Raw genomic sequence first — 22,151 nt, forward strand, 5'->3', positions numbered from 1 at the left:
CAACGGGGGGGCTGTGTCGACGAGCTCGCGGATGCGACGTTCGACAGAGGCAACGCTGCGAGCCTTAGCAGAGCGTCGCTGCAGTTCACGGAAGTGCTCCCGGCGTTCGTCGTGCCGGGGGGCAGTTTGGGCCATTTCGACTCCGATGGGCGTCTCAAAGACACCCACCAAGAGCGGGCCTGCGTGGCCGTGAAGTAACCCTGCACGACCCCAGGGACGCTACAACCGCTAGCGCGCTTAGAACGGTATCAGACTGACGTCGAATTCCGCACGGTCGCCGACACCCCAGTTCCGGGGGTGAAAGCGGCCTTCGATCAACTCGAGCCACTTTGCCCGGCTGAAGTAGGGCGTCCGAGTGCACCGAGGACAGTCGAAGATGTAGTTGCTGTTCGCGCCCTCCTTGTTCTCAGGAGGGAGGAACGATTGATGCCTCGACGATGCGGGCCAGGTCACACGCCAGCCGTCGGCGTACCAGCGCACGTCGCCCAAACGTGTCCTCTTGTGCTGCCCTCGGTCAGTGCAAACGACCGCCATGATGCCCAGGAGCGGAGGGGTTTCCTCGTTGACGTTCGTCACGACGCCTTCCAAGTGATCTCAATGGCCCGCGGGTCAAAGTAGGTTCCCCCCGGCTGCCACCCCATAGGACGTCCCCGCGGCGCCCTATGAACGATCACGGTCATCAGAACCTCGATGATCGCTCGGCGCCGCGACAGATCCAGAGTTGGCCAGACCTCCGCGACACCCTCACCCACGACACCATCCAGGGCGGAGGCACCTGCGGCGTTGGCGAGTTTCTGGTCAAGCTCGTCGAGCTGCCGCCGGAGCGTTTTCGAGCCACGCTCCATCTGTGAGCCGGTGATCTCCCCCGCCGCGAAGCGGTCCACCAGCTCGTCAAGGCGCGCTTGCAGTGCCAGCCTCTGAACTTGCAGCGATGACGTGTCGACGGTGGCCTGCTCGCGCATGAGGTCAGCGGCGTCCAGCCGGGACAGCCGCTCCACGGTGACGGCCTCCACGAACTCGTCCAGCGGTTCACAGCGGCGGACGACGTGCGCGCCATGCTGGCAGCGGTAGGCCGGGGCGAACCCGCGGCCCTTGCCGCCCGTCCCGGCCGTGGTTGCCCTCAGGGGGGCACGGCAGACGCCGCACAGGTACAGACCCCCACCGAGCCACCGGCGAGCGTTCCCGGTCGTCGTGCGCCGGCTCTTGTCCGACACCATGGCGCGGACAGCCTGCCACAGCGACTCGTCTACGATCGCCGGCCACTGTGCGCTGCCGACGACCTCACCCCGATGTTCCATCAGCCCGGCGTTCCGAGGCCGCGCCAGCAGCTTGCGGACCTCGGTCGGCTTCCACGGCCCACCGGTCGACGTCGTGACGCCGCGCTCGTTCCAGTCCCGGGCGATGGCGTGCAGACTCATCCCGGCCAGCAGGTCATCCGTTGCCCGGCGGATCTCCACGGCCTCGCTCTCGTGGATGGTCACGCCGTCGGACTCGTAACCGAACGGGCGTCGTCCACCCTTCCAGCGGCCCGCCGTGGCAGCCTGGAGCTTGGCTGCCTGCTGCCGCTCGATCATGTGCTCGACCTCGTACCGTCCGGCGCTGCCGAGCATTCGAGCCACCATTCGGCCCGACGGCGTCGCCAGGTCGATTGGTCCGGCCTTCACGGTCTGTGTGATGACGCCGCGGGGATCACAGACGTCGATGTACTGCTCCAGCTCGACGGGACGCCGGTGTAGGCGGTCGGTGTGCCACACAACCACGGCGTCAGCGCGGCCTTGCTCCAAGTCGTCCAGCAGGGCGCGGTATCCAGGACGAGGCTTGCCGGAGTACGCAGACAGGTCGTTGTCGCTGTGATGCCCCATGACGGTCCAACCAAGCCGGTCAGCAAGTTCGACGCAGTCCTGGCGCTGCCTCTCTACGCCGAGTCCTGCGCCCGCCCGATCCTTGCTCATGCGGGTGTAGATGACCGCCCGACGACTCATGACAAGAGTGTCCCACTTGACAGACCGACAGGTCGAAACCGCTCCCCTGCTTGGGCATCGACGCCGGGGACAACCCGATGGTGATGCGCCGGGCCGGGAACTCGCCGCCGGCGTTGGCGATCGCGGCGCGCACCCGGTCGACCGACTGCCGCACCACCGCGTCCGGCAGGCCGACCAGGGCGACCCCGGGCAACCCGGCAGCGATGTCCACCTCCACCTCGACCATCGCGCCACGGACACCGGCCAGACCGACCGACCAGGTGCGCGCCAGCGTCACGAGAAGGCTCCGCGCAGGTGCGTCACGAGGGCCGGGCGCTCGGGACGGACCAGCACGCCGACGACGTCGAACCGCACGTCGCGCGCGTGCTCGTCGTGCGCCGCCAGCCAACGCTGCGCGAGTACCCGGATGCGCCCGGCCTTGGCGGCCGTGACCGCTTCCACCGGGTGGCCGTAGCCGATCCCGCGGCGGGTCTTGACCTCGCAGAAGACGAGGGCGTCGCCCTCCCGCGCGACGACGTCGAGCTCGCCCTCACGGCAGCGCCAGTTGCGGTCGATGACGCGGAGTCCGCTGTCGGTCAGGTAGGCGACGGCGATGCGTTCGCCGTGGGCACCGAGCTCAGAAGTGGGAGGCACCCCTCGACCGTGCCGCCTGGGACGATCACCGCGAAGGCTTCACCGGCATCTGTGGACAGTGATGATGCGTGTGGAGAACGGACGCCGCGACCCTCATCGCGCGCCCTGCAGCCGGACGCCCGCCGCGAGCTCGTCGAGGTCGGAGAGCAGCAACTCGGTTTCGCGCGGATCGGGCAGCGACGTGGTCAACGCCCACGCGCCCTCGTCGCCCGGGAAGACGTAGGCGATGTGGTCGGACACCTTGCCGGTGTCGGCCGACCAGGCGCGCTGCCGGATGCGGATGCGGCGCAGCCCGGCGTCGGTCGCCTGCTCCACCTGCGGCGACAGCAGCTGTCGCTCGGCCGGGAGCAGGAACTGGTCGATGAGGGTCCTGTCCTCCACTCCCGCCGGGTGGCGCAGCCCGATCAGGCGCACGCAGGCGCGCGGGCCTCGTGACGGCTCGGGGCAGAACACGAAGGCACCGAAGCAGGGCGTCGTGAGAGCCACTCTCGCCAGGACCGTGTATTCGGCTGCCAGCATCTCGGCGTCGAGCGCAGAGGGTTGCACCCCGGAGAGTGCCCAGGTCCGCTCGGCCGCGGCGCGAGCCCAGCCCGCGATGTCGTCGTCCGGGAGCACTCGGGTCCACGCCGCGGAGAAGTCCACGACGATGTCCGGCGGCCCGTCGGTCAGGTCAACACCCACCGCAGGCTCCCGGCCATGACGTCGAAGAGCTTCACCAGCGGCGGCGCCAGCTGCTCCACGGGCGTGCAGAAGGTGAGCAGGAGCAGCCCGTCGGTTCCTGGCACCGGCACGACGTAGTCCACCTGCGTCACGGTCAGCTCTCCGCCGGACGAACCACCCTCCTCGGGCACCCGTTCCTCCCGGGACGTCAGGCGCCGTGCGGCCGGGCCGCCTGCGACGTCCACGAGTCCGAGCTCGCGCACGCCTCTCCCTGCGCTTCCCAGCGCGCGGAGCAGCCCCTCCAGGGAACCGGCGTCTGCTCGCCGGCGCACGTGCGTGACCAGTCCGGACGCCGGCACCGGACGGCCGGCGACCGGGTCGATGCTCAGCAGGACGTCGATCCCGCCCTGCCGCGCCGCCGTCTCCAGCGCCGCGGTGAGCTCCCGGGTCAGCCGACTCCGCAGCTCGGCTCGCCGGTGCGCCGGCACGGCCTGCAACCGTTCGGCGACGAGGTTCTTGACCCGGAGCGGGGCTCGTGAGTCCAGGGGCAGGCGCGCCCAGCCCGGTGGCAGCAGGATCCTGAAGTCGGTCACCGTGGCGACGGGAGCCGTCACGGCACACGCCCCAGCGGCATGGACCACCGGTCGACGATGAGGGCCCGGTTCGCCCGGTCCACCGCCACCTGGTCCATGGCTGACGACGGATCGACGAGAACGCTGTCGTGGAGTCCCCAACCGGTCCTGCCGATGATCACGGCGTTGGGGACGGTCACGGTCCCGACGACCATCGTGTCGGCGAGGAGGGTCAGCGCGCCGAGCTGAGCACCTCCGCCGCCCGCCTGACGGATGCGGTGGATCGCGGACAGGGCTTCCGCGATGTCGTCGTCCGCGAACGAGACCGCGCGGGTGAGGCCGGTGCTGGACGTCTGCGAGGCACTCGTCACCAGGGCTTGGGCCTTGAGGGCCGCTGTGTCCGCGGCCGCGAAGGTCGCATGCAGACCCGGCGACAGCTCGAGCAGCGGACGGACGCCGGGCAGTCGTCCGAGGTCGAACAGCAGCGGCGAGCGGCCGGCGGCCGTGAACGCCTGCCGGCCCGCGCGGGCCGACCCGACGCGTCCCCCGACGCGCGACGTCACCTCGAGCATCCCTTGCGCACCCACCGCGACGCCCTTGCCGAGACCGAACGTCGCCGCGCCCGCGAGGTCCCAGAGGACGTCCTCGAAGGAACCGTTGCCACTGGCCCACAGGTCGAGGCGCACGCTCGCCGACAGGAGGCTCAGGAGGCTGCTCGTGGCCATGAGGATCCCGACGAGTGCGATCCCGGGACCGAGGACGACGGCGATGATGACGGCGACGATCACCAGCGCGAGCGCAACGGCGGAGACGGCATCGAGGACGACGTCGATCCATCCGGCGTTCTCGTCCCACCAGTCGTCGGCCAGTTCGTCCCCACTGCGCCCAGCGCTCAGGACCTCCGCCGCGGTCCTCGCGGCCCGCCCGTACGCCTCGACCGCGACGAGGTAGTCCCGGCGTGCGGCGGCCAGGTCGTCCGCCGCCGCGGCCACCGCCCGGTCGTGGGCCCGCATCTCCTCGTCGGCGGCGAGGAGCTGCTCGCGCGTCGCGCCGGGCGTGGGCGCGACCGGCGCGCCGTACTGCAGAGCCCGCCGGGCGTCCTCGGCCGCCTGCGCTCGGCGCACCGCGTCGTACGCCTCGGTCTGCACCCCCTCCAGAGCGGTGGCGAAGAACATCAGGGCGTCCGCGGCGGCGTCGTACCGGGCTCGGGCCCGGCCGATGCGCTCGGCGAGGTCGCCCGCGACCTCGACGAAGTTGTCGCCCGCCTGGCTCTTCCACGCCTCCTGGGAACGGGAGGTCAGCTGCGCCAGATTGGCCGCCTGCGCCTCGATCTCCGCCGCCGTGTCGGCGTAGCGTCGGGACAGGGTGGCGAGCTCTTCGGGATCGCCCGGCACGCCGTTGCGGTGGTCGAGCGGCTCGAACGATGCCGGCGCCACCGGGGTGGCGGTCACGGTGAACAGCTCTCGGTCGCGGTCTGGATCGCGTGAGCCAGCTCGTTGTCGACCTGCACGTAGGCGTCATGGCTCTGTGTCGCGGCCTCGTAGACCGCCTGCAGGGACGCCAGGAGCTTCTCGCGGTTGCACGTCCACTCGTCGACGAACTCGCGCACCTCGTCGAGCAGCGCGTTCCGGCCGATCGCCGGCTCCGCGTCCGCGACGATGTCCGCCGACCGCTGGAACTCGTGCATGAGCATCCCGAGACCACCCGCGGTCTCGCGGAGCAGGGGGAGATCGACCTCGATGTCCGCCACGCCCGTACCACCTCCTCGTCCGTCGTGGCGGAACGTAATCGTTTCCGGGAGGAGGAGTCGGCCATGCGATGGCCGCCTGTGGACAACCGTCAGGTGCGCGAGTCAGCGACCGAAGAAGCCCGACCAGTCCGACCAGATGGGATCACCGGTCACGAGGCCACCGACGACGAGCAGCAGGACGTGTGCGACCAGCGCCCAGAACAGCATCATCGGAATACCGCCGGTGAACATCCACAGCGGTGCGGCCCCTGGGTGCGCCTTCTGCATGTGCCGCGTGCTGCGGAACCGCCGGTCGTGCACGGGGAGGCCGCTGGTCTCCAGCGACTCGACCGGCCACATGGTGTCGCGCCACTGCAGCCGCTGCGGCGCACTGCGGGCGAGCACGTGGCCGTCCCCGTCGACGAGCATCAACCGCCAGACATCGGGATACCGCGGATGTGCTGCCTTGATCGGCGGGAAGGTCGCCCGCAGCAGCCCCGCCACCTCTCCGCTACCAGGTCCCAGCGGCAGCTGGACGCAACCTTGCCGGAAGGCGTCGTCGACCCAGGTGACCTGGGAGTTCTGCCGGTCGATCGCGAGGGAGCAGTTTTCGACGTTCCTGGCGACGTAGCGGCTGCCGGCATTCATCTCCGGAACACCCGGGCGGAGGACCACGAAGGGCACGTCGGCGTTCCGCATGGGATCGCGCATGCCGTTCGCCAGCGCATCGATCTCCGGAAGCAGACCATCCACGTCCTCGAACGGGTCGGTGAACGAGGTGGACAGGACCCACACCACGCCCGTCACGGGTACGAGCCACCGGACGTGCTCCTGCACCTTCCTCCGGCGCCCGACGCCCACCTGCTGCCGCAGGCGCACCCCTCCGAGGCGGGAGCCCGGGACCGGCTCGATCCGAGGAGGAGCCAGCTGCACGCCGTCCGACCCAGGATGGTCGCGCAGCACCTCGTCGATCGCCTGCGCCGAGGGCAGAGCCCGGTCGTGCTCGTGCCGGCTGAGCCGTACGGCCGCCGGCGGCCGATCGAGCAGTCCGTAGGGCGCCCGGAGGAAGACGCCCACGCACCCGACGTCGACGGTGTCCCTCAGCAGCGGGACCCACCACCTCGTGAAGCCCCTGGCGCGAGCGCGGGCCGTCGCGAAGCGGTCGATGTGGCGGATGGCCTCCCGCCACGAACCCTGCTGCTCCCAGTCCGCGGGGAGGTAGGCCCAGGAATCGGGGTGCTCGACGACGAGGCCGGGTGGGAACGATCGCATCCGGCTACGGGAGCCGAGGGCCTTCGGGCAGCTCGAGGTCGGGCTTGTCGAGCTCCTCCACGTTGACGTCCTTGAACGTCAGCACCCGCACGTTGCGGACGAACCGGGCCGGGCGGTACATGTCCCACACCCAGGCGTCGGAGAGCTTCAGCTCGAAGTAGATCTCGCCCCCGGCCTCCCGCACCTGCAGGTCGACGGAGTTGGCGAGGTAGAACCGGCGCTCGGTCTCCACCACGTAGGTGAACTGCCGGACGATGTCCCGGTACTCGCGATAGAGCTGCAGCTCCATCTCGGTCTCGTACTTCTCGAGGTCCTCGGTGCTCATCGGTCCTCGGTGCTCGTCAGGGCTCGGGACTCAGGGCGCATGGCCCCATCATCGACCATGACCCCGGAACCGGTCACCCGGGCTGTGTACAAGTCGCGGGCGTTGCGCACGTTCACGAAGCGCATCCGGTGCTCGGGGCAGGGCCCGTGCCGCTCCAGCGCCGCGGTGTGGACGTCGGTGATGTAGCCCTTGTGCCCGGCGAAGTCGTACTCGGGCCAGCGCTCGTGCACGTCCAGCATGATCCGGTCACGCGTCACCTTGGCCAGCACGGACGCGGCGGCGACGCAGGCGGCGACCCGGTCGCCCTTCCACACCGCGAGCCCCGGTCGCGCGAGCCCCGGCACGGGGAAGCCGTCGGTCAGCACGTAGTCCGGCCCCGGGTCCAGCATGGAGACGGCGCGACGCAGCGCCTCGATGTTGGTGACGTGCATGCCCCGCGCGTCGAGGTCCTCCACCGGCAGCACGACGACCGACCAGGAGACCGCGCGCGCCACGATCTCGTCGTAGACCCGCTCGCGGGTGGCGGCGGTGAGCAGCTTGGAGTCGGCCAGCCCGGGGACCCGCCCCCGCTTGCCGGCCGGGAGGATGCAGGCCGCGGCCACGAGCGGCCCGGCGCACGCACCGCGCCCGGCCTCGTCGGCGCCGGCGATCGACTCGAAGCCGCGACGGCGCAGCGTGCGCTCCATGTCCCAGAGCGCGTCGGGCCTGTCGACGGCCGGTACGCGCCGGGCCGGTGCCGAGCGGGTGTGGGTGGGACGAACAGCCATGGCGGCACGACAGTACGACGCCCCGGACGCACGACGGGCCGGCCCCCGATGAGGGGCCGGCCCGAGGTGCCGGAGAGCAGGCTCAGATGTCGGCGGGCGCCTGGAGGGCGTGCGCCCCGCAGGTGCAGCCCGGGCCGCGGTTGGACAGCACCAGGGAGACCGCGTGCGCCCGGTCGCGGGCACCCAGCTTGCGCAGGATGGCCTTGACGTGGCTCTTGACGGTGTCCTCGCTGATGAACAGGTTGCGGCCGATCTGGCGGTTGGACTGGCCCTGCAGCAGCTCGTCGAGGACGTCCTGCTCGCGCCGGGTCAACGGCACCTCGGGCGTGAACGGCTTGGCGGCGGGGACGTCGGACGGCTCGACCCGGCGGATCTGCGGGTCGACGACGGTACGGCCGGCGCGGGCGGCGAGGATCGCCCACCCGAGCAGGGTCGGCGAGGTGTTGAGCATCAGGTAGCCGCGGATGCCGGCGGCCAGGGCCTCGTTGACCACGGCCGGTTCCTCCGAGGTGGCCAGGGCGATGATCGCCACGCGCGGGAAGCGGCGGCGCAGGTCGCGGCAGGCGTTGAGGGTCGCCGCGCGGCCCGGGCCCAGCTCGACCACGACGGCGTCGGGGCGGGCGGACTCGGCCAGCGTGAGAGCACGCCGCAGTTCACCGGGGCTGCCGACGGACTGCATGCCGGCGGTCTCGTTGATCATGCTGACCAGCCCCCGACGCAGGACGGGCGCGTCGGCGAGGAGGAGCACGCGGGTGACCCCGCGGGCGGTGCTCGCCACAGGTGCAGACACAATGAACTCCGTTTCACTCTCCGGGAACGTGCAATGTCTCCATCGGATGGGTGAAACGGTTGCTTGAATGCTTTCCGGCAATTTCTTCTGCCGTTAGGGCGACACCTGGTTGAGCGTTCTGCCAGTCACAGGAGTCGCCGGGAAATCATTGCCGGGAATGCGTTGCCCAGTCGCGCTCGCGGCGCCGGCGTCGCCAGGCGGTCAGCGGGACCGCACCGGCCAGGCCGACGGCGTACGGCAGGGCCGCGACCGCACCCACCGGTGACCCCGGCCCACCGACCGGCGCCGCGGGTGCGCCGGCCGCCTCCATCCCCTGGATGTCGGGGTCGTCGAGGGTGCCGAAGCGATCGATCGGCCAGACGATCAGGGACGCCTTGCCGATCACGTCGTCCACCGCGATGGTGCCGGCGTACTCGTCCCCCATGTGGGCCTTGGAGTCGGCCGAGGCCGACCGGTGGTCACCCATGACCCACAGCCGACCCTCGGGAACCGTCACGGGCCCGAAGGAGCGCTGCTCGATCGGGGTGTTCTCGAAGATGTAGGACTCGTCCAGCGGCTGGTCGTCCACCGTGACCCGGCCCTCGACGTCGCAGCACTGCACGGTCTGGCCCTCGGTGGCGATGACCCGCTTGACGAAGTCGTCCTCGCTCGGCGGCGCGACGCCCAGCGTGCGGCCGACCCAGAGCAGGGCCCCGGTGAACCAGTTGGACGGCTCCTCGACGGTGATCTCCGGCGTCCAGGTCTCCGGCCCCCGGAAGACGACGATGTCGCCCGGATCCGGCTCGCCGAACCAGTAGGGCACCTTGTTCACCAGCACCCGGTCGCCGGTGCAGCCGGTGCAGCCGTGCAGCGTCTGCTCCATCGACCCCGACGGGATGAAGAACGCCTGCACGAAGAAGGTCTTGACCACCAGGGCCAGGACGAAGGCGATCAGCAGCAGGATCGGCAGCTCGCGCAGCAGCGAGCCCTTCTTCTTGTCCTCACGGCGACGCCGGCGGGCCGACTCGGCATCGGCGTTCCCTGCTCGCTGCGGGTCGGGCTCGCCCGGTTCCCCCGGGACGACGTCGGCGGGCCCCCCGGGCCGGTCGCTGCTCATCGAGAGCCAGCGTACGGCGCAGGGGACCCGCCGAGTTCCAGCCGGTCCGCACCGGCTGTCACGCGTGTCCGCGCAGGGAGATCAGCGAGCGACCGGCTCGCGCTTCTCCTTGATCTTGGCGGCCTTGCCGCGCAGCTCGCGCAGGTAGTACAGCTTGGCGCGCCGCACGTCACCGCGGGTGAGCACCTCGATCTTCTCCACGACCGGGGTGTGCACCGGGAAGGTGCGCTCCACGCCGACGCCGAAGCTCACCTTGCGCACGGTGAAGGTCTCGCGGATGCCGCCGCCCTGACGGCGGATGACGACGCCCTGGAAGACCTGGATGCGCGAGCGGTTGCCCTCGACGACCCGGACGTGCACCTTGACGGTGTCACCCGGGCGGAACGAGGGGATGTCGTCACGCAACGAGTCGGCGTCGAGTGCGTCCAGGGTGTTCATCTCGGCAGTCCTCAAGTCTCAGGTGGTCGTTCTCGGTGCGGACAGCGGAACGCCCCGGCTGTCCGTTCCGGGGAGCTGCGGCTCCGGTGCGGAGCTCCCGACGGCCGGGCCGTCGGTCAGCAGCAGCTCTCTACTGTGCCACATCCTCAGCCGACGACGCGCGGCGGCCCCGTCCACGGGCCGCCCTGCAGCTCGGCCAGCAGCGCCGGCAGGTCGCCGGGCACGAAGACCTCGGCGCTGGCCGCGATCTCCTCGGCCGACCACCAGCGGTGCGGCTCGTCGGCGAGGACCTCCAGCTCGGTGAGCGCGCCGGGGACGACCTCGTGGACGACGTCGCGCAGGACGAAGAACGTCTCGCGGGTGTCGTAGACCTGGTCGCCGAAGGCGCCCACGTGCCGGCGCAGCCAGACCGGCCCCTCCAGGGCGGCGGGGTCCACGACGAGCCCGATCTCCTCGGCCAGCTCGCGGACTCCCGCCCCGCGCAGCGTCTCGCCGTCCTCCACTCCCCCGCCGGGCGTGTACCAGAACAGCACCTCCCCCGGCGGGACCGACGGGTCGGGCAGCCGGGCGCCGAGCAGCACCACGCGGCCGGCCGGGTCGAGGACGACGACCCGCGCCGTCGTCCGCTGGACCGGCCGGTCAGTCACCGGAGAGGACCGCCCGGTCGGCGTCGGTGAGCGCGTCCTCGGGCAGGGCAGCGAGCAGGTCGGGACGCCGGGTCGCGGTGCGCCGCAGCGACTCCGCGCGCCGCCACCGCTCGATCGCGGCGTGGTTGCCCGACAGCAGCACCGGCGGCACCTCGTGGCCGCGCCAGGTGACCGGCCGGGTGTAGGACGGGCCCTCGAGCAGGCCGTCGGCGTGCGAGTCGAACTCCGCGGACTCCCGGTTGCCCAGGACGCCCGGGATGAGCCGGGTGACGGCCTCGGTCATCACCAGCACCGCGGACTCCCCGCCGGCGAGCACGTAGTCGCCGATCGACACCTCCGACACCGGCCCGGCCTCGGCGGCCCAGTCCGCGACCCGCTGGTCGATGCCCTCGTAGCGGCCGCAGGCGAAGACCAGGCCGGGCTCGGCGGCCCACTCCACGGCCATCGCGTGGGTGAAGGGCCGGCCGGCGGGCGTGGGCACGACCAGCCGGGTGCCGGGCGGGCGGACGGCGTCGAGCGCCTGGCCCCACGGCTCGGGCTTCATGACCATGCCGGGACCGCCGCCGTAGGGGGCGTCGTCGACGGTGCGGTGCACGTCGTCGGTCCACTGCCGCAGGTCGTGCACGCCGACGCTGACCAGGCCGCGCTCGATGGCCTTGCCCAGTAGCGACTGGCGCAGCGGCGCCAGGTACTCGGGGAAGATCGTGACGACGTCGATGCGGAACGGCCCGCTCACAGGTCGAGCAGCCCCTCGGGCGGGTCCACGACCAGGAAGCCGCCGGCGACGTCGACCGTGGGGACGATGGCGGAGACGAACGGGATCAGCGCCTCGCCGCCCTCGCTGCGGCGCACGACGAGCAGGTCCTGCGCCTCGTGCCGGACGGCGGTGACCTCGCCGATGACCGACTCGTCGGGCAGGCGGGCGGTGAGGCCGACCAGCTGGTGGTCGTAGAAGGAGTCGGGCTCCTCGATCTCCGGCAGGTCCGCGATCGGGACGAGCAGGAGGGTGTTGCGCAGCTCGTCGACCGTCTCGCGGAGCTCGTAGGCCTCGCCGGACGGGCCGGCCAGCTGCAGCAGGAGGGTGCCGCTGTGCCACCGCTTGTCGACGACGGTCAGCGGCCCGCGCTCGGGCGGATCGGTGAGCAGCACCGCGCCCGGGGCGAAGCGGAGGTCGGGGTCGTCGGTGCGGACCTCGACGGTGGCCAGACCACGGACACCGTGGGGCCGGCCGATACGGCCGACCACCACGGTGTCGGTGGGTTCGTGCTGTGCGTTCAAAGAGCTCGTGCTCAGCGCCCGTCGGTGTCGACGACGTCGACCCGCAGGCCGCGTCCGCCGACGCCGGTCATCACCTGGCGCAGCGCCTTGGCGGTGCGCCCGCCACGGCCGATGACCTTGCCGAGGTCGTCGGGGTGCACCCGGATCTCGAGGGTCTTGCCGCGGCGGTTGGTGAGCAGGTCGACGGTGACGTCGTCGGGGTTGTCGACGATGCCCCTGACCAGGTGCTCGAGCGCTTCTTCGAGCACGTCTTACTCGGCCGGCTTCTCTGCGGCGTCCGCGGCCGGAGCCTCGGGCGCGGCGTCGGCGGCCGGAGCCTCAGCGGGAGCCTCGGCCGGGGTCTCGGCGGGCGCCTCGGCCGGGGTCTCGGCGGGCGCCTCGGCAGCGGCCTTCTTCGGGGCGGCCTTCTTCTTGGCGGTGGTCGCCTCGGTGGTCGGCTCGTCCATGCCCGCTCGGACGGCGGCCTCGTAGAGGGCCTTCTTGTCCGGCTTGGGCTCGGCGACGCGCATGGGCGGCGGCGCGGCCTCGCCCTTGAACTTCTGCCAGTCGCCGGTCACGCGGAAGATGGCGGCGACGGCCTCGGTCGGCTGCGCGCCGACACCCAGCCAGTACTGCGCCCGCTCGGAGTCGACCTCGATGTAGGAGGGGTCCTCCTTGGGGTGGTACTTGCCGATCGTCTCGATCGAGCGGCCGTCACGCTTGGTGCGGGCGTCGGCGACGACGATGCGGTAGTACGGCGCGCGCATCTTGCCCAGGCGCATGAGCTTGATCTTGGTGGCCACGGTGTGTGGTGTTCTCCTCGAAAGCTGTGTGGTTGCTCGCCGGGCGACGTGTGGGGTTACGCCGGGGCGGAGCCATGGACACGCGCGGGCATGGTGAGAGGGCCGCACCCGACGTGTTCGACCAGCCATTGTGCCAGAAAGAGGACCCCGTCCTCCTCCCGCCCTCGCGAGCTCGGGCGCGAGCCTCTGGACGGGGCCGAAAAGCTAGTCGTCGGCGGCCACCAGGAAGCCACCCCAGCCGTCGTAGGTGCCGCCGTGCCGCTCCACGATGCCGACGACCTCGCGGGTGAAGGCCTCGGCCGTGGCGGAGTCGACGGCGGTCATGGCGCTGAACTCAAGCCACACGGTGAGCAACCGGCGGTACAGACCGTCGATCCGGTAGCCGGCGGCGACGAGCTCGTCGGCCGCTGCCTCGGCGGCCTTGCGCGTGCGGAACCCGGCGAGCTGGTCGATCGGCCGCGGCTCGTGCACCCGGTCGCCGAGGCTGAGGCGCTGCTCGACCAGCTGGACGCTCAGTACCACCTGCTCCTCGACGTCCCGGGGCACGTCCTCAGCACCGGACCGCGGCGACGACCCGCGCGGCGGCGTCGCCGACCGGGATCTCCTCGCGCTCGCCGGTCCTCCGGTCGCGCAGCTCCAGGACGCCGTCGGCGAGGCCGCGGCCGACCGTGACGATCGTCGGCATCCCGAGCAGCTCGGCGTCCTTGAACTTCACGCCGGGAGACACCTTCGGCCGGTCGTCGTAGAGCACGGTGAGGCCCTGCCCCACGAGCTCCTGCGCCAGCGACTCGGCGGCTTCGAAGATCGCGGCGTCCTTGCCGGTGGCGACGACGTGCACGTCGGCCGGGGCGACCTCGCGGGGCCAGACCAGGCCCAGCTCGTCGTGGGTGGACTCGGCGATCGCCGCGACCGCGCGGGAGACCCCGATGCCGTAGGAGCCCATGGTGACGGTGACGAGCTTGCCGTTCTCGTCGAGCACCTTGAGATCCAGCGCCTCGGCGTACTTGCGGCCCAGCTGGAAGATGTGGCCCATCTCCACGCCGCGCGCGAGCTCCAGCGGGCCGGAACCGTCGGGCGCGGGATCACCGGCGAGCACCTCGGCGGCCTCGATGACGCCGTCCCAGGTGAAGTCGCGGCCGGCCACCAGGTCGAAGACGTGCTTGCCCGGGGCGTTGGCGCCGGTGATCCAGCGGCTGCCGCTGACCACCCGCGGGTCGACCAGGAAGCGGATGCCCGACTCGCTCTCGCTGCCGAGCACCTGCGGGCCGATGTAGCCCTTGACCAGTGCGGGGTGCTTGTCGAACTCGGTGAACGGCTCCACCTCGGCGGGCGCGACCTGCGCCTCCAGGCGCTTGGCGTCGACCTCGCGGTTGCCGGGCAGGCCGATGACCAGCGGCTCCCGGGTGCCGTCGGGGTGCACCAGGGTGACGACGACGTTCTTCAGCGTCGAGGCGGCGGTGTAGCCAGCGTCGGGGAACAACTGCTCGGCGACGGCGACCAAGGTCTCGATGGTCGGGGTGTCGGGGGTGTCCTCGACGTGCGCCTCGGGGAGGCCCTCGAGCGAGATCTCGTCGGGGACGACGGTGGTGACGGCCTCGACGTTGGCCGCGTAGCCGCCGGGCGAGCGGACGAAGGTGTCCTCACCGATCGCGGTCGGGTGCAGGAACTCCTCGCTCCTGGATCCACCCATGGCGCCGGACATCGCCGAGACGATGGCGTACTCCAGGCCGAGCCGGTCGAAGATCTTGATGTAGGCGTCACGGTGGGCGGCGTAGGACTTGTCCAGGCCGGCGTCGTCGACGTCGAAGGAGTAGCTGTCCTTCATCGTGAACTCGCGGCCGCGCAGCAGCCCGGCACGGGGACGCGCCTCGTCCCGGAACTTGGTCTGGATCTGGTAGAGCGACAGCGGCAGGTCCTTGTACGACGAGTACAGGTCCTTCACCAGGAGCGTGAACATCTCCTCGTGCGTGGGGCCGAGCAGGTGGTCGACGCCGCGCCGGTCCTTGAGGCGGAACAGGTTGTCGCCGTACTCCGTCCAGCGGCCGGTGGCCTCGTAGGGCTCCTTGGGCAGCAGCGAGGGGAAGTGCACCTCCTGCGCGCCCATCGCGTCCATCTCCTCGCGGATGATGCGCTCGACGTTGCGGAACACGCGGAAGCCCAGCGGCAGCCAGGTGAACCCGCCGGGGGCGGCCCGCCGGATGTAGCCGGCACGGGCCAGGAGGCGGTGACTGGCGACCTCAGCGTCGGCCGGGTCGTCCCGAAGGGTCCGCAGGAACAGAGAAGACATCCGCAACAGCACGGGAGGAGTCTCCCAGGCGTCTGCGGATGTGCGTCCACGGGATTCGGAGAGCCGACCAGCGCCGATCGCTGGGGCGAGTTCCGACCTGACTTTGATCAGGGCTGCATGATCATTTCGGCTGCAGCTCGCTGAGCTGCGGGAACGGTCTGGACTCGGCGCGGTCTCACGCACTAACGGGGTCGGCCTAGGGTCGGGGTGTGGCGTTCATCCGGCGGGTGCGGACCGCATCTGGGGCCACGGCCGTGCAGATTGCGGCGTACCGGGCCGGGCGACAGGAGATCGTCAAGCACGTGGGTTCGGCGCACACCGATGCCGAGCTCGGGGTGTTGATGCAGCGGGCCCGGGAGCTGCTGGGCGACCCGGCCCAAGGCGTGCTGGATCTGGGGGTCGAGCCCACGCCGCGGGTGTTGCCGCTGGCCGGGGCCCCGGGCGGGCAGGGCGTGTTGCCGGCGGTGCCGGCCCCACCCGCTCGCCGGTCGGCGGCTGCGCGGGACAGCAGCGGCCGGGTGCTGGCGACCGGGTCGCGGCTGCTGTACGACGCCCTGCTTGGGGTGGTCACCGCGCTGGGGTTCACTGCGGCCACCGATGAGGTGTTCTGCGACTTGGTCATCGCCCGGATCGTGGAACCGACATCACTGCTGGACGCGGGGCGGGTGCTCACCGACCTGGGGCGTCGGCCGGCCAGCTACCCGACGATGAACCGCACCCTGCGGAAGGCGGTGAAGAGCAACTACCGGGACCGGGTCGCAGCGGCGTGCTTCGCCCGCGCCAGCACGGTCGGGGATCTGACCTTGTGCCTCTACGACGTGACGACGCTCTACTTCGAGGCCGAACATGAGGACGGCCTGCGGAAAGTCGGCTGCTCCAAGGAACGGCGAGTCGACCCGCAGGTCGTGGTCGGGCTACTGGTCGACCGTCAGGGCTTCCCGCTGGAGATCGGCTGCTTCGAGGGCAACAAGGCCGAGACCAGCACGCTGATCCCGATCATCACCCAGTTCCGGGAGCGGCACGGCCTGGCCGACCTCGCGGTCACCGCCGACGCCGGGATGCTGTCGGCGGCGAACCTGAAGGCGCTGGACGAGGCGCACGTGCGGTTCATCGTCGGCTCGCGGGTGACCCGGGCGCCGGCGGATCTGGAGTCCCACTTCCACTGGCACGGCGACGCCTTCACCGACGGCCAGGTCATCGACACGATCACCCCCAAGACCGGCCGCGCCAGGGGCGGGAAGGTCGGGGAGAACGACACCGCGCGCCGCGCCGAACCCGTGTGGGACCCCACGCAGCACACCGGGTCGTGGCGGGCGGTGTAGGCGTACTCGGCCAAACGCGCAGCCCGGGACCGCAAGACCCTCGCCCTGCAGGAGACCCGCGCGCGGGAGGTCGTCGACGGCGAACGCGCGGCCCGCACGCCGCGGTTCGTCAAGACCAGCAACGGTGCCCGCTCTCTGGACGCGACCGCACTGGCCAGAGCGCAGAGCCTGGTCGGGCTGAAGGGCTACGTCACCAACATCCCCGCCGCCGTGATGCCCGCGGCCGAGGTGATCGGCAGCTACCACGACCTGTGGCGGGTCGAGCAATCGTTCCGGATGAGCAAGACCGATCTGCGGGCCAGGCCGATGTTCCACCACACCCGCGACGCCATCGAGGCCCACCTCACGGTCGTCTTCACCGCCCTGGCCGTGGCCCGTGAGGTCCAGAACCGCACCGGCCTGGCGATCGGCAACGTCATCCGCCAGCTGCGGCCACTGCGCTCCGCCACCGTCGCGATCAATGGCGCCACCCAGACGTTCCACCCCGCCGTCCCCGCAGCCCAGCGGGCCATCCTCGATGCGCTACCGCAGGCCGAAGTCACGCACTAAGCAAATGATCAAAGTCGGGAGTTCCGAGACTCCGCCACGGTCGTCGGGCGCGGGCTCGTTCGGATCGATCAGGGAATCCGGCTCCGAGAGTGGCTCGACCATGCGACCGGTCGGCGAGCACATCCGCCCAGCAAACAACCCACTGCAGGATGCAATCATCGCTGGTCGTTGACGGGGGGCGACGTACGCCAGAAAAGCGCGACTCACCCAAAGCTATGTCGGTGGCTCCTCGCCACGTCCTAACTCTCACCCCCCGCTCGAAGAGCTCGTTATGCGCGCGGGCGGTTTCGGCGACCTCCGACGGATCACAAATAAGCTCGGCAGGCTTAGGGTGGCCGCGCAGACCTGGTCGAGTCATCACAGTCAACGCTACTTATAGAGCAGACTCAATTCTCGGGGAAGCAGGAACGAGAACAGAGCTAGGGACGCGACCAGCACCAGAAGCGAAAGCACCAATCGCGAGACGTAAGCCCTATGCGCAGTTCCTGCAGCCCTCTCAAAAGGTCTTGAGGCGGCGATCAAATGAAAGACTGCGAGACTGAAGAAGTACGACAGTAGTAGGTAGGTACCGATGCCCCAAGGCTGCGAAACTGGAACGAAGTGCAATACACCTACGATGCCAGCCAAACCAAGGTAAATTGGCGCAAGAACCTCACGCGACCACCAACTGGGCGGCGGACGGAGCTCCGATTTCCTTCCGGCGCATGTGTCACCGCCGCCAGCGACCCTCACCAGCGCCCTCGATAAGAGCTTGTCCGTCGCCTCGACCCACGACCACATCAGCGGGACCTTCTTCGGTAGTCTTTGTACTCGCCGTACGCGGCGTGCCCGGTGGCGAAGAGACCATATGCCCTATCAATTCGACTGTGTCGTTGAATCACGTTGCGCTCGTACTTGCGGTGCCATGCCGCAGCAGCCGACCGCTTATTGCGATTCTTGTCCGTCATGCCGCGTATGCCCTTGGGGGCCTTGCCGATCTTAGAGGCGCGGATGGCCTGCCCTGCGCGCACCAGGCCCTTGCCGAGACCGAAACTAGCGGCGCCAACTATATCCATATAGCCGGACCGATCCCCTCGGCTGACCTTGTAGAGTCCGCGCGCTAGGGAGATTCCAGCAGAGACGGCTGCGCAAGCAGCGCAGCCGAACATGGCTGCAACCCCCAGGACAGTAGAGGCGCGATCGAACAGCTTCCCCCAAAATTCACCATTGATGTCGAAGAGATTGATGGGGTCGGTGGGGTAGCTGTAGGCGTTGGCGCCGCCGCCTTCGACTGGGTCGACGCTCAGGAACCGGCCGAGGGTGGGTGCTTAGAGGCGGACGCCCATCAGGGTGAGGCCGCCGATGGCGCTGGCATCGCGTTGGTGGGTGCCCAGCCAGCCGTAGCGGGCCTGAGTGGTGCCGGCGGCCGGCTTGACCCACGGGAGGCCGTACTCGGTGGTCTCGGTGACCCGCAGGTCGCCGGCGCTGGTCGCGTCGGCGGGGACGGTGGCGGCGATGTCGCCGTGCAGGTTGGCCAGTTGCAGGATCACCGTGGCCCCGCTGGTGCCGGCCAGGGTCTGCACCGCTGCCAGCCCACCGAATGAGGTGATGTTGCGGGTGAAGCTGTTGTCCGGCTCCTGCACCACATCAGGGTTGTCATCGTCCCCGCTGTAGAAACTGGTCGTGCGGCGTACACCCGGAGCGGCGGTGTCGGTGTCGGTGCGCACCACCCGCCGCGCGGCGGCGTCCAGACCGAACACCGTGCTCCGCCCACCCTGGCTCGTGCTCGCGACCAGATCGTCGATCCAGTAGTCCAGCGCCACGTCACCGCCGCCGTCGATGGTGTCCACCGAGGGCAGCACCCGGGTGCGACCCAGCGCGTCGTACCGCAACGTCCCCCGGGCAGCGTCGACCTTCAGCCGGTCGGCGGTGTCGTAGCCGTAGGAGGCCGACGCCGCCACCGTCGCCGGGCAGGTGCCCGCCGGCGCACCCGCGGTGGCCGCCTGGGCCAGTGCGGTGCGGTTGCTGTTGACGTCGAAGGTGTATTGGCGCGTGCACGAAGCACCCGTCGGCTGGCCGTTGGTCTGCAGCGCCGACCAGTCGGTCGCGGTGACCAGCCGACCCAGGCCGTCGTAGCCGTAGCGGTTGGTCCGCGTCAGCCCGGTGGCCGCCACCGTCTGGTAGGCATCGACCTGGTCGAAGCCGTTGACCGTGGCTGTCGACTTCAGCCACTCACTCGTACTGCCATCCGCGGCGGTCTTGACGTAGGTGAGGCTGACGGAGTCACCCGCGGCATCCCGCACCGTCGTCGCACTCAACCCGCCGGGCAGGCCCTCGCGCACCAAGCTCCCGTCGGCCCCGTACCGGGCGGTGAACACACCCACCCCCGACACATCCAGGCTGGTGGGCAGGCTGCCGCGCTCCCCGCCGCCGTCGTAGCCGACGGTGCGGGTGCCGTGGGTGTTGGCCACCTGCACCAGCCGGCCCACCGAGTCATAGGAGTTGGTCGTGACCAGACCGCTGCCATCGGTGTAGGACACCAGCCGCCCGTAGGCGTCATAGGTACGGGCGATCGGACCGGTGCCCTCGGCCACGGTGCCGGCGGCTGCGCCGTCGGCACCCACGAGCCGGGTCTCGGCGACCAGGCCGGCGTCGGTGTAGGTCGTCTCCACCTGCGGCCGCACCTGACCCACCTCGGTACCGCTGCCGGTCATCCCGCTGCGCCGGGCACGCCCGCTCGCGTCGTAGGCGGTGTCCGCGGTTCGGGTCACGCCGGCGCCGGTCTCCACGATGCGGGTGACGTTGCCGTACACGTCATAGCCGGTCACGTGTGTCGCGGGCAGCGCGAACCCGACGTCCGGGGCGCCGCCGGAACGGCTCTTGCACAGCCAGCCGGCCCATTCCGCCTTGGCGCAGCCGGGCTCGGTGCTGGTGGCCGCGTAGTAGACCTTCACCGTCGTCGCCGCAGTCGTCGTGCTGGTACCGCCCGACGGAAGCGTGCTGGAGACGGTGCGCCCCTGCTCGTCGATCACCTGCCGGGTGATCACGTCGGCGCCGCCGCCACCGGGGTTGACCCGGGTCGCGGTCGGGGTGCCGAACCTCCAGGCGTTCTCCGTGCCGTACTCCAGGGTGGTGACGCGGCTCCGGCCGTCCAGCGCGGGCAGCGCCGGGTCGGTGCCGGTCGACCCGGCGGGCAGGCCGTCGTGGATCTCGACCGCATCGACGGTGGTGCGAACCGGCAGGTGCAGGGACTTGCCGGGCGTCGGGTGACCCGCCTCGTTCCCTGTGTCGTAGACGGTCGTGGTGCGGGTGCGGGCGCTGACCTGCCGGTCACCGGCGGCAACGGTCACCAACCGGGCGGGCTGATAGCTGCGCAGCAGGTCCAGGCCGTCGGAGGAGTACACGTTGACGGTGTCCAGCAGTTTGGCTTGTCGAGCGCCGGCTTCGACACCGTCCTTGGCACCGACGGCCAGGGCGCGGTCCCGGTTCCCAGCGGACAGCTGGCGGACCACATTGCCCCGCCCCTCGGCGTCGTACTCGGTCGCGCCGATCCGCCACGCAGGCGCCTGGTCGGCCCCGGTGTCCTGGTCGATCGTGCCGCCGAAGGTCGCGGTGTTGACCACGCGGCCGTTGACGTCCAGTGCCAGCAGCTGGGCGCCGCGCCACTGCCCGGCGGTCGGAGTGGGGTCGGGCACCACGTCGGGGCCGAACACCGCGGTCATGTCCGTGGGGGTGGTGCTCTGACCCCAGCGCTTCACCTCCGCCGACGTCAGGTACGGCAGGGCGGCGTTGCTGCCGTCCAGGGGCAAGTCGTAGCGAATGCTCGTGCGCTGAGCGGCCAGGCCGTCGGCTCCGTCGTCCAGCGTGGCCGAGGCGAGGCGCGGCAGCTGGCGGTCGTCGTAGCCGAGCGTCCAGGTCGCCGTGCCGCCGACCGGGGTGATGGTCGCCAGTCGCCGTCGGTGCGGTAGGTGTAGGTGACCTGCTGGCTGCTGCGGGGGTCGGTGACCGAGGTCAGCCGGCCGGCGGTGTCGTACCCGTACTGCGCCAGCGTGATCTGCTGCGCCGCGACCAACGTGCCGCCGTCAACCAGTCCACCGGTCGGTACTGCCGCGCCGTGCGCCCACAACGTGACGCCGGCCAACCGCTCGCCGGCACCGGTGCCGGTGTAGCGGAACTCCAGCGCCCGGCAGCCGGCCGGCTGAGCAGTGGTGGTCGGGTCCGTGCAGGCAGCGCCGGCGTCGGTCGGGGCCAGCAGCAGCCGCGGGTTGCCGGCGGCGGTGTAGGTGACGGACGTGATCGCCGGGCTGAGGACGGTGCTGCCGGCCTTGCCGCGGATGGCCTCGACCTTGGTGATCCGGAACAGGCCACCGTCGAGGTGGCCGTTGCCGCCATCGGCGCGAGTGGAGGTGACCTTGTCCCCGTCCAGGTCAGTGAGCACGTACGTGCTGGGCGTCGGGGCGGTGCCAGGCACGAAGGTCAGCGTGGCGCCCTCCGTGATGGCCTCTCCCTCGGCGACGTAGCTGTTCACGTCCGCGGCGGCGCAGCGGCGGCCGGACCCCGGCCGCACGCGACGTTCCCGCCGGCGCGTCAGGCGGGTTCGGGCACGCCGCCCGGGTCGCCACCGGGGTCGTCGGGGGTCGACTCGATCGGCGGGGGCGGCAGCGTGTCCGGCGTGTCGGGCATGAGCTCGCCCGGGTCGTCGGGCGCCGCCTCGTCAGGATCGATCAACGGCTCCGGCTCAGGCACTGGCTCGACCATGGGATGAGTCAACCAGCGGATCCGCCGGAACGGCACCCCCGGCCCGGCGGGCTCCGTGTCGGAAGGCCCGCCCGGCAGCTCGGCCTGGCTACCATCGAGCGACCCCTGAGGTGCCTCGACACCCCCGTCGCGGGGCCGATCCCGGAAGCGAGGTGCCCGTGAGCCGAGACCGCCACCAGCAGGACGACCCCGCCGGTCGCCCGCTGCCGCCGCGCCTCGACCCGCGCGCCGGCCTGCCGCCGCGTTCCCGCGCCGGGGCGAGGACCGCCGAGCCGGCGCCGCCGG

The 22,151-nt window shown here is 71.0% G+C and carries 23 protein-coding genes and 1 pseudogene; 1 reads left to right on the forward strand and 23 read right to left on the reverse strand.

All coding sequences use genetic code 11. The features are described from left to right. Window positions 1–572 precede the first annotated feature (572 nt). The 20 genes from C5507_RS16265 to C5507_RS16360 all read right to left on the reverse strand — a co-directional run bounded on the left by C5507_RS16265 (window position 573) and on the right by C5507_RS16360 (window position 15,258). A complete protein-coding gene (locus C5507_RS16265; protein ID WP_158657626.1) occupies window positions 573–1,952 on the reverse strand; it encodes a recombinase family protein in 1,380 nt (459 codons plus the stop codon). Then, window positions 1,882–2,259 (reverse strand): magnesium chelatase domain-containing protein, encoded by a 378-nt coding sequence (locus C5507_RS16270; protein WP_242611109.1) that lies wholly within the window; start codon window positions 2,257–2,259, stop codon window positions 1,882–1,884. Before C5507_RS16270 ends, C5507_RS16265 begins: the two co-directional genes overlap by 71 nt. After that, window positions 2,256–2,615, reverse strand: coding sequence for a YraN family protein (locus C5507_RS16275; protein ID WP_104529558.1), 360 nt, complete (start codon window positions 2,613–2,615; stop codon window positions 2,256–2,258). The genes C5507_RS16270 and C5507_RS16275 overlap by 4 nt, the downstream gene beginning before the upstream one ends. A gap of 93 nt (window positions 2,616–2,708) precedes the next feature. Next, on the reverse strand, window positions 2,709–3,296 hold the full coding sequence (locus tag C5507_RS16280; protein WP_104529559.1) for a hypothetical protein: 588 nt from the start codon (window positions 3,294–3,296) through the stop codon (window positions 2,709–2,711). Continuing rightward, window positions 3,281–3,868: a hypothetical protein gene (locus tag C5507_RS16285; RefSeq protein ID WP_130504241.1), complete on the reverse strand. Its 588-nt coding sequence runs from the start codon at window positions 3,866–3,868 to the stop codon at window positions 3,281–3,283. Before C5507_RS16285 ends, C5507_RS16280 begins: the two co-directional genes overlap by 16 nt. A gap of 17 nt (window positions 3,869–3,885) precedes the next feature. After that, window positions 3,886–5,298, reverse strand: a complete 1,413-nt coding sequence (locus tag C5507_RS16290) for a WXG100 family type VII secretion target (protein WP_104529561.1) — start codon at window positions 5,296–5,298, stop codon at window positions 3,886–3,888. Further along, on the reverse strand, window positions 5,295–5,597 hold the full coding sequence (locus C5507_RS16295; protein WP_104529562.1) for a hypothetical protein: 303 nt from the start codon (window positions 5,595–5,597) through the stop codon (window positions 5,295–5,297). The genes C5507_RS16290 and C5507_RS16295 overlap by 4 nt, the downstream gene beginning before the upstream one ends. Window positions 5,598–5,699: 102 nt before the next feature. Then, window positions 5,700–6,848, reverse strand: a complete 1,149-nt coding sequence (locus tag C5507_RS16300) for a hypothetical protein (protein ID WP_104529563.1) — start codon at window positions 6,846–6,848, stop codon at window positions 5,700–5,702. A gap of 4 nt (window positions 6,849–6,852) precedes the next feature. Continuing rightward, window positions 6,853–7,173 (reverse strand): DUF2469 domain-containing protein, encoded by a 321-nt coding sequence (locus C5507_RS16305; RefSeq protein ID WP_104529564.1) that lies wholly within the window; start codon window positions 7,171–7,173, stop codon window positions 6,853–6,855. Further along, entirely contained in the window at window positions 7,170–7,940 is a 771-nt protein-coding gene (locus C5507_RS16310) for a ribonuclease HII (protein WP_104529565.1), read from the reverse strand. Before C5507_RS16310 ends, C5507_RS16305 begins: the two co-directional genes overlap by 4 nt. Before the next feature lie 82 nt (window positions 7,941–8,022). Beyond that, window positions 8,023–8,730 carry a LuxR C-terminal-related transcriptional regulator gene (locus tag C5507_RS16315; protein WP_104529566.1) on the reverse strand — a complete coding sequence of 236 codons (708 nt, stop codon included), beginning with the start codon at window positions 8,728–8,730 and terminating at the stop codon, window positions 8,023–8,025. Window positions 8,731–8,875: 145 nt separating this feature from the next. Continuing rightward, window positions 8,876–9,826: a signal peptidase I gene (lepB, locus tag C5507_RS16320; RefSeq protein ID WP_104529567.1), complete on the reverse strand. Its 951-nt coding sequence runs from the start codon at window positions 9,824–9,826 to the stop codon at window positions 8,876–8,878. Between the two features lie 81 nt (window positions 9,827–9,907). Further along, entirely contained in the window at window positions 9,908–10,264 is a 357-nt protein-coding gene (gene rplS / locus C5507_RS16325; RefSeq protein WP_104529568.1) for a 50S ribosomal protein L19, read from the reverse strand. A 146-nt stretch (window positions 10,265–10,410) separates the two neighbouring features. Then, window positions 10,411–10,911: an NUDIX hydrolase gene (locus C5507_RS16330; protein WP_104529569.1), complete on the reverse strand. Its 501-nt coding sequence runs from the start codon at window positions 10,909–10,911 to the stop codon at window positions 10,411–10,413. Next, window positions 10,904–11,647: a tRNA (guanosine(37)-N1)-methyltransferase TrmD gene (gene trmD, locus C5507_RS16335; RefSeq protein ID WP_104529570.1), complete on the reverse strand. Its 744-nt coding sequence runs from the start codon at window positions 11,645–11,647 to the stop codon at window positions 10,904–10,906. Before trmD ends, C5507_RS16330 begins: the two co-directional genes overlap by 8 nt. Next, window positions 11,644–12,189: a ribosome maturation factor RimM gene (rimM, locus tag C5507_RS16340; RefSeq protein WP_104529571.1), complete on the reverse strand. Its 546-nt coding sequence runs from the start codon at window positions 12,187–12,189 to the stop codon at window positions 11,644–11,646. Before rimM ends, trmD begins: the two co-directional genes overlap by 4 nt. An 11-nt stretch (window positions 12,190–12,200) precedes the next feature. Then, window positions 12,201–12,437 (reverse strand): RNA-binding protein, encoded by a 237-nt coding sequence (locus C5507_RS16345; protein ID WP_104529572.1) that lies wholly within the window; start codon window positions 12,435–12,437, stop codon window positions 12,201–12,203. Window positions 12,438–12,440: 3 nt separating this feature from the next. After that, complete coding sequence (rpsP, locus tag C5507_RS16350; RefSeq protein WP_104529573.1) at window positions 12,441–12,971, reverse strand: 30S ribosomal protein S16; 531 nt, start codon at window positions 12,969–12,971, stop codon at window positions 12,441–12,443. A gap of 204 nt (window positions 12,972–13,175) precedes the next feature. After that, window positions 13,176–13,517 (reverse strand): ribonuclease E inhibitor RraB, encoded by a 342-nt coding sequence (locus tag C5507_RS16355; protein WP_104529574.1) that lies wholly within the window; start codon window positions 13,515–13,517, stop codon window positions 13,176–13,178. Window positions 13,518–13,521: 4 nt separating this feature from the next. Then, window positions 13,522–15,258: a proline--tRNA ligase gene (locus C5507_RS16360; RefSeq protein ID WP_242611110.1), complete on the reverse strand. Its 1,737-nt coding sequence runs from the start codon at window positions 15,256–15,258 to the stop codon at window positions 13,522–13,524. 209 nt (window positions 15,259–15,467) lie between these two features. On the opposite strand from C5507_RS16360, the pseudogene C5507_RS16365 reads away from it, so the two are divergent. Further along, window positions 15,468–17,137 (forward strand): annotated as a pseudogene (locus C5507_RS16365) (IS1634 family transposase). 1,299 nt (window positions 17,138–18,436) lie between these two features. On the opposite strand, the gene C5507_RS16370 reads toward C5507_RS16365, so the two are convergent. From C5507_RS16370 to C5507_RS16380, 3 genes are read right to left on the reverse strand one after another with little or no spacing between them, the layout of a single operon-like run. Continuing rightward, the gene (locus tag C5507_RS16370) at window positions 18,437–20,917 is read right to left on the reverse strand and encodes an RHS repeat domain-containing protein (protein WP_104529576.1); all 2,481 of its coding nucleotides are present in this window, start codon (window positions 20,915–20,917) and stop codon (window positions 18,437–18,439) included. Further along, window positions 20,878–21,675: a hypothetical protein gene (locus C5507_RS16375; protein ID WP_104529577.1), complete on the reverse strand. Its 798-nt coding sequence runs from the start codon at window positions 21,673–21,675 to the stop codon at window positions 20,878–20,880. The genes C5507_RS16370 and C5507_RS16375 overlap by 40 nt, the downstream gene beginning before the upstream one ends. Window positions 21,676–21,695: 20 nt before the next feature. Next, a complete protein-coding gene (locus C5507_RS16380) occupies window positions 21,696–21,854 on the reverse strand; it encodes a hypothetical protein (protein WP_207226013.1) in 159 nt (52 codons plus the stop codon). Window positions 21,855–22,151: the final 297 nt, after the last annotated feature.

Origin of the sequence: Blastococcus saxobsidens (assembly GCF_002938435.1) — a bacterium.
Classification (GTDB): Bacteria; Actinomycetota; Actinomycetes; order Mycobacteriales; family Geodermatophilaceae; genus Blastococcus; species Blastococcus saxobsidens.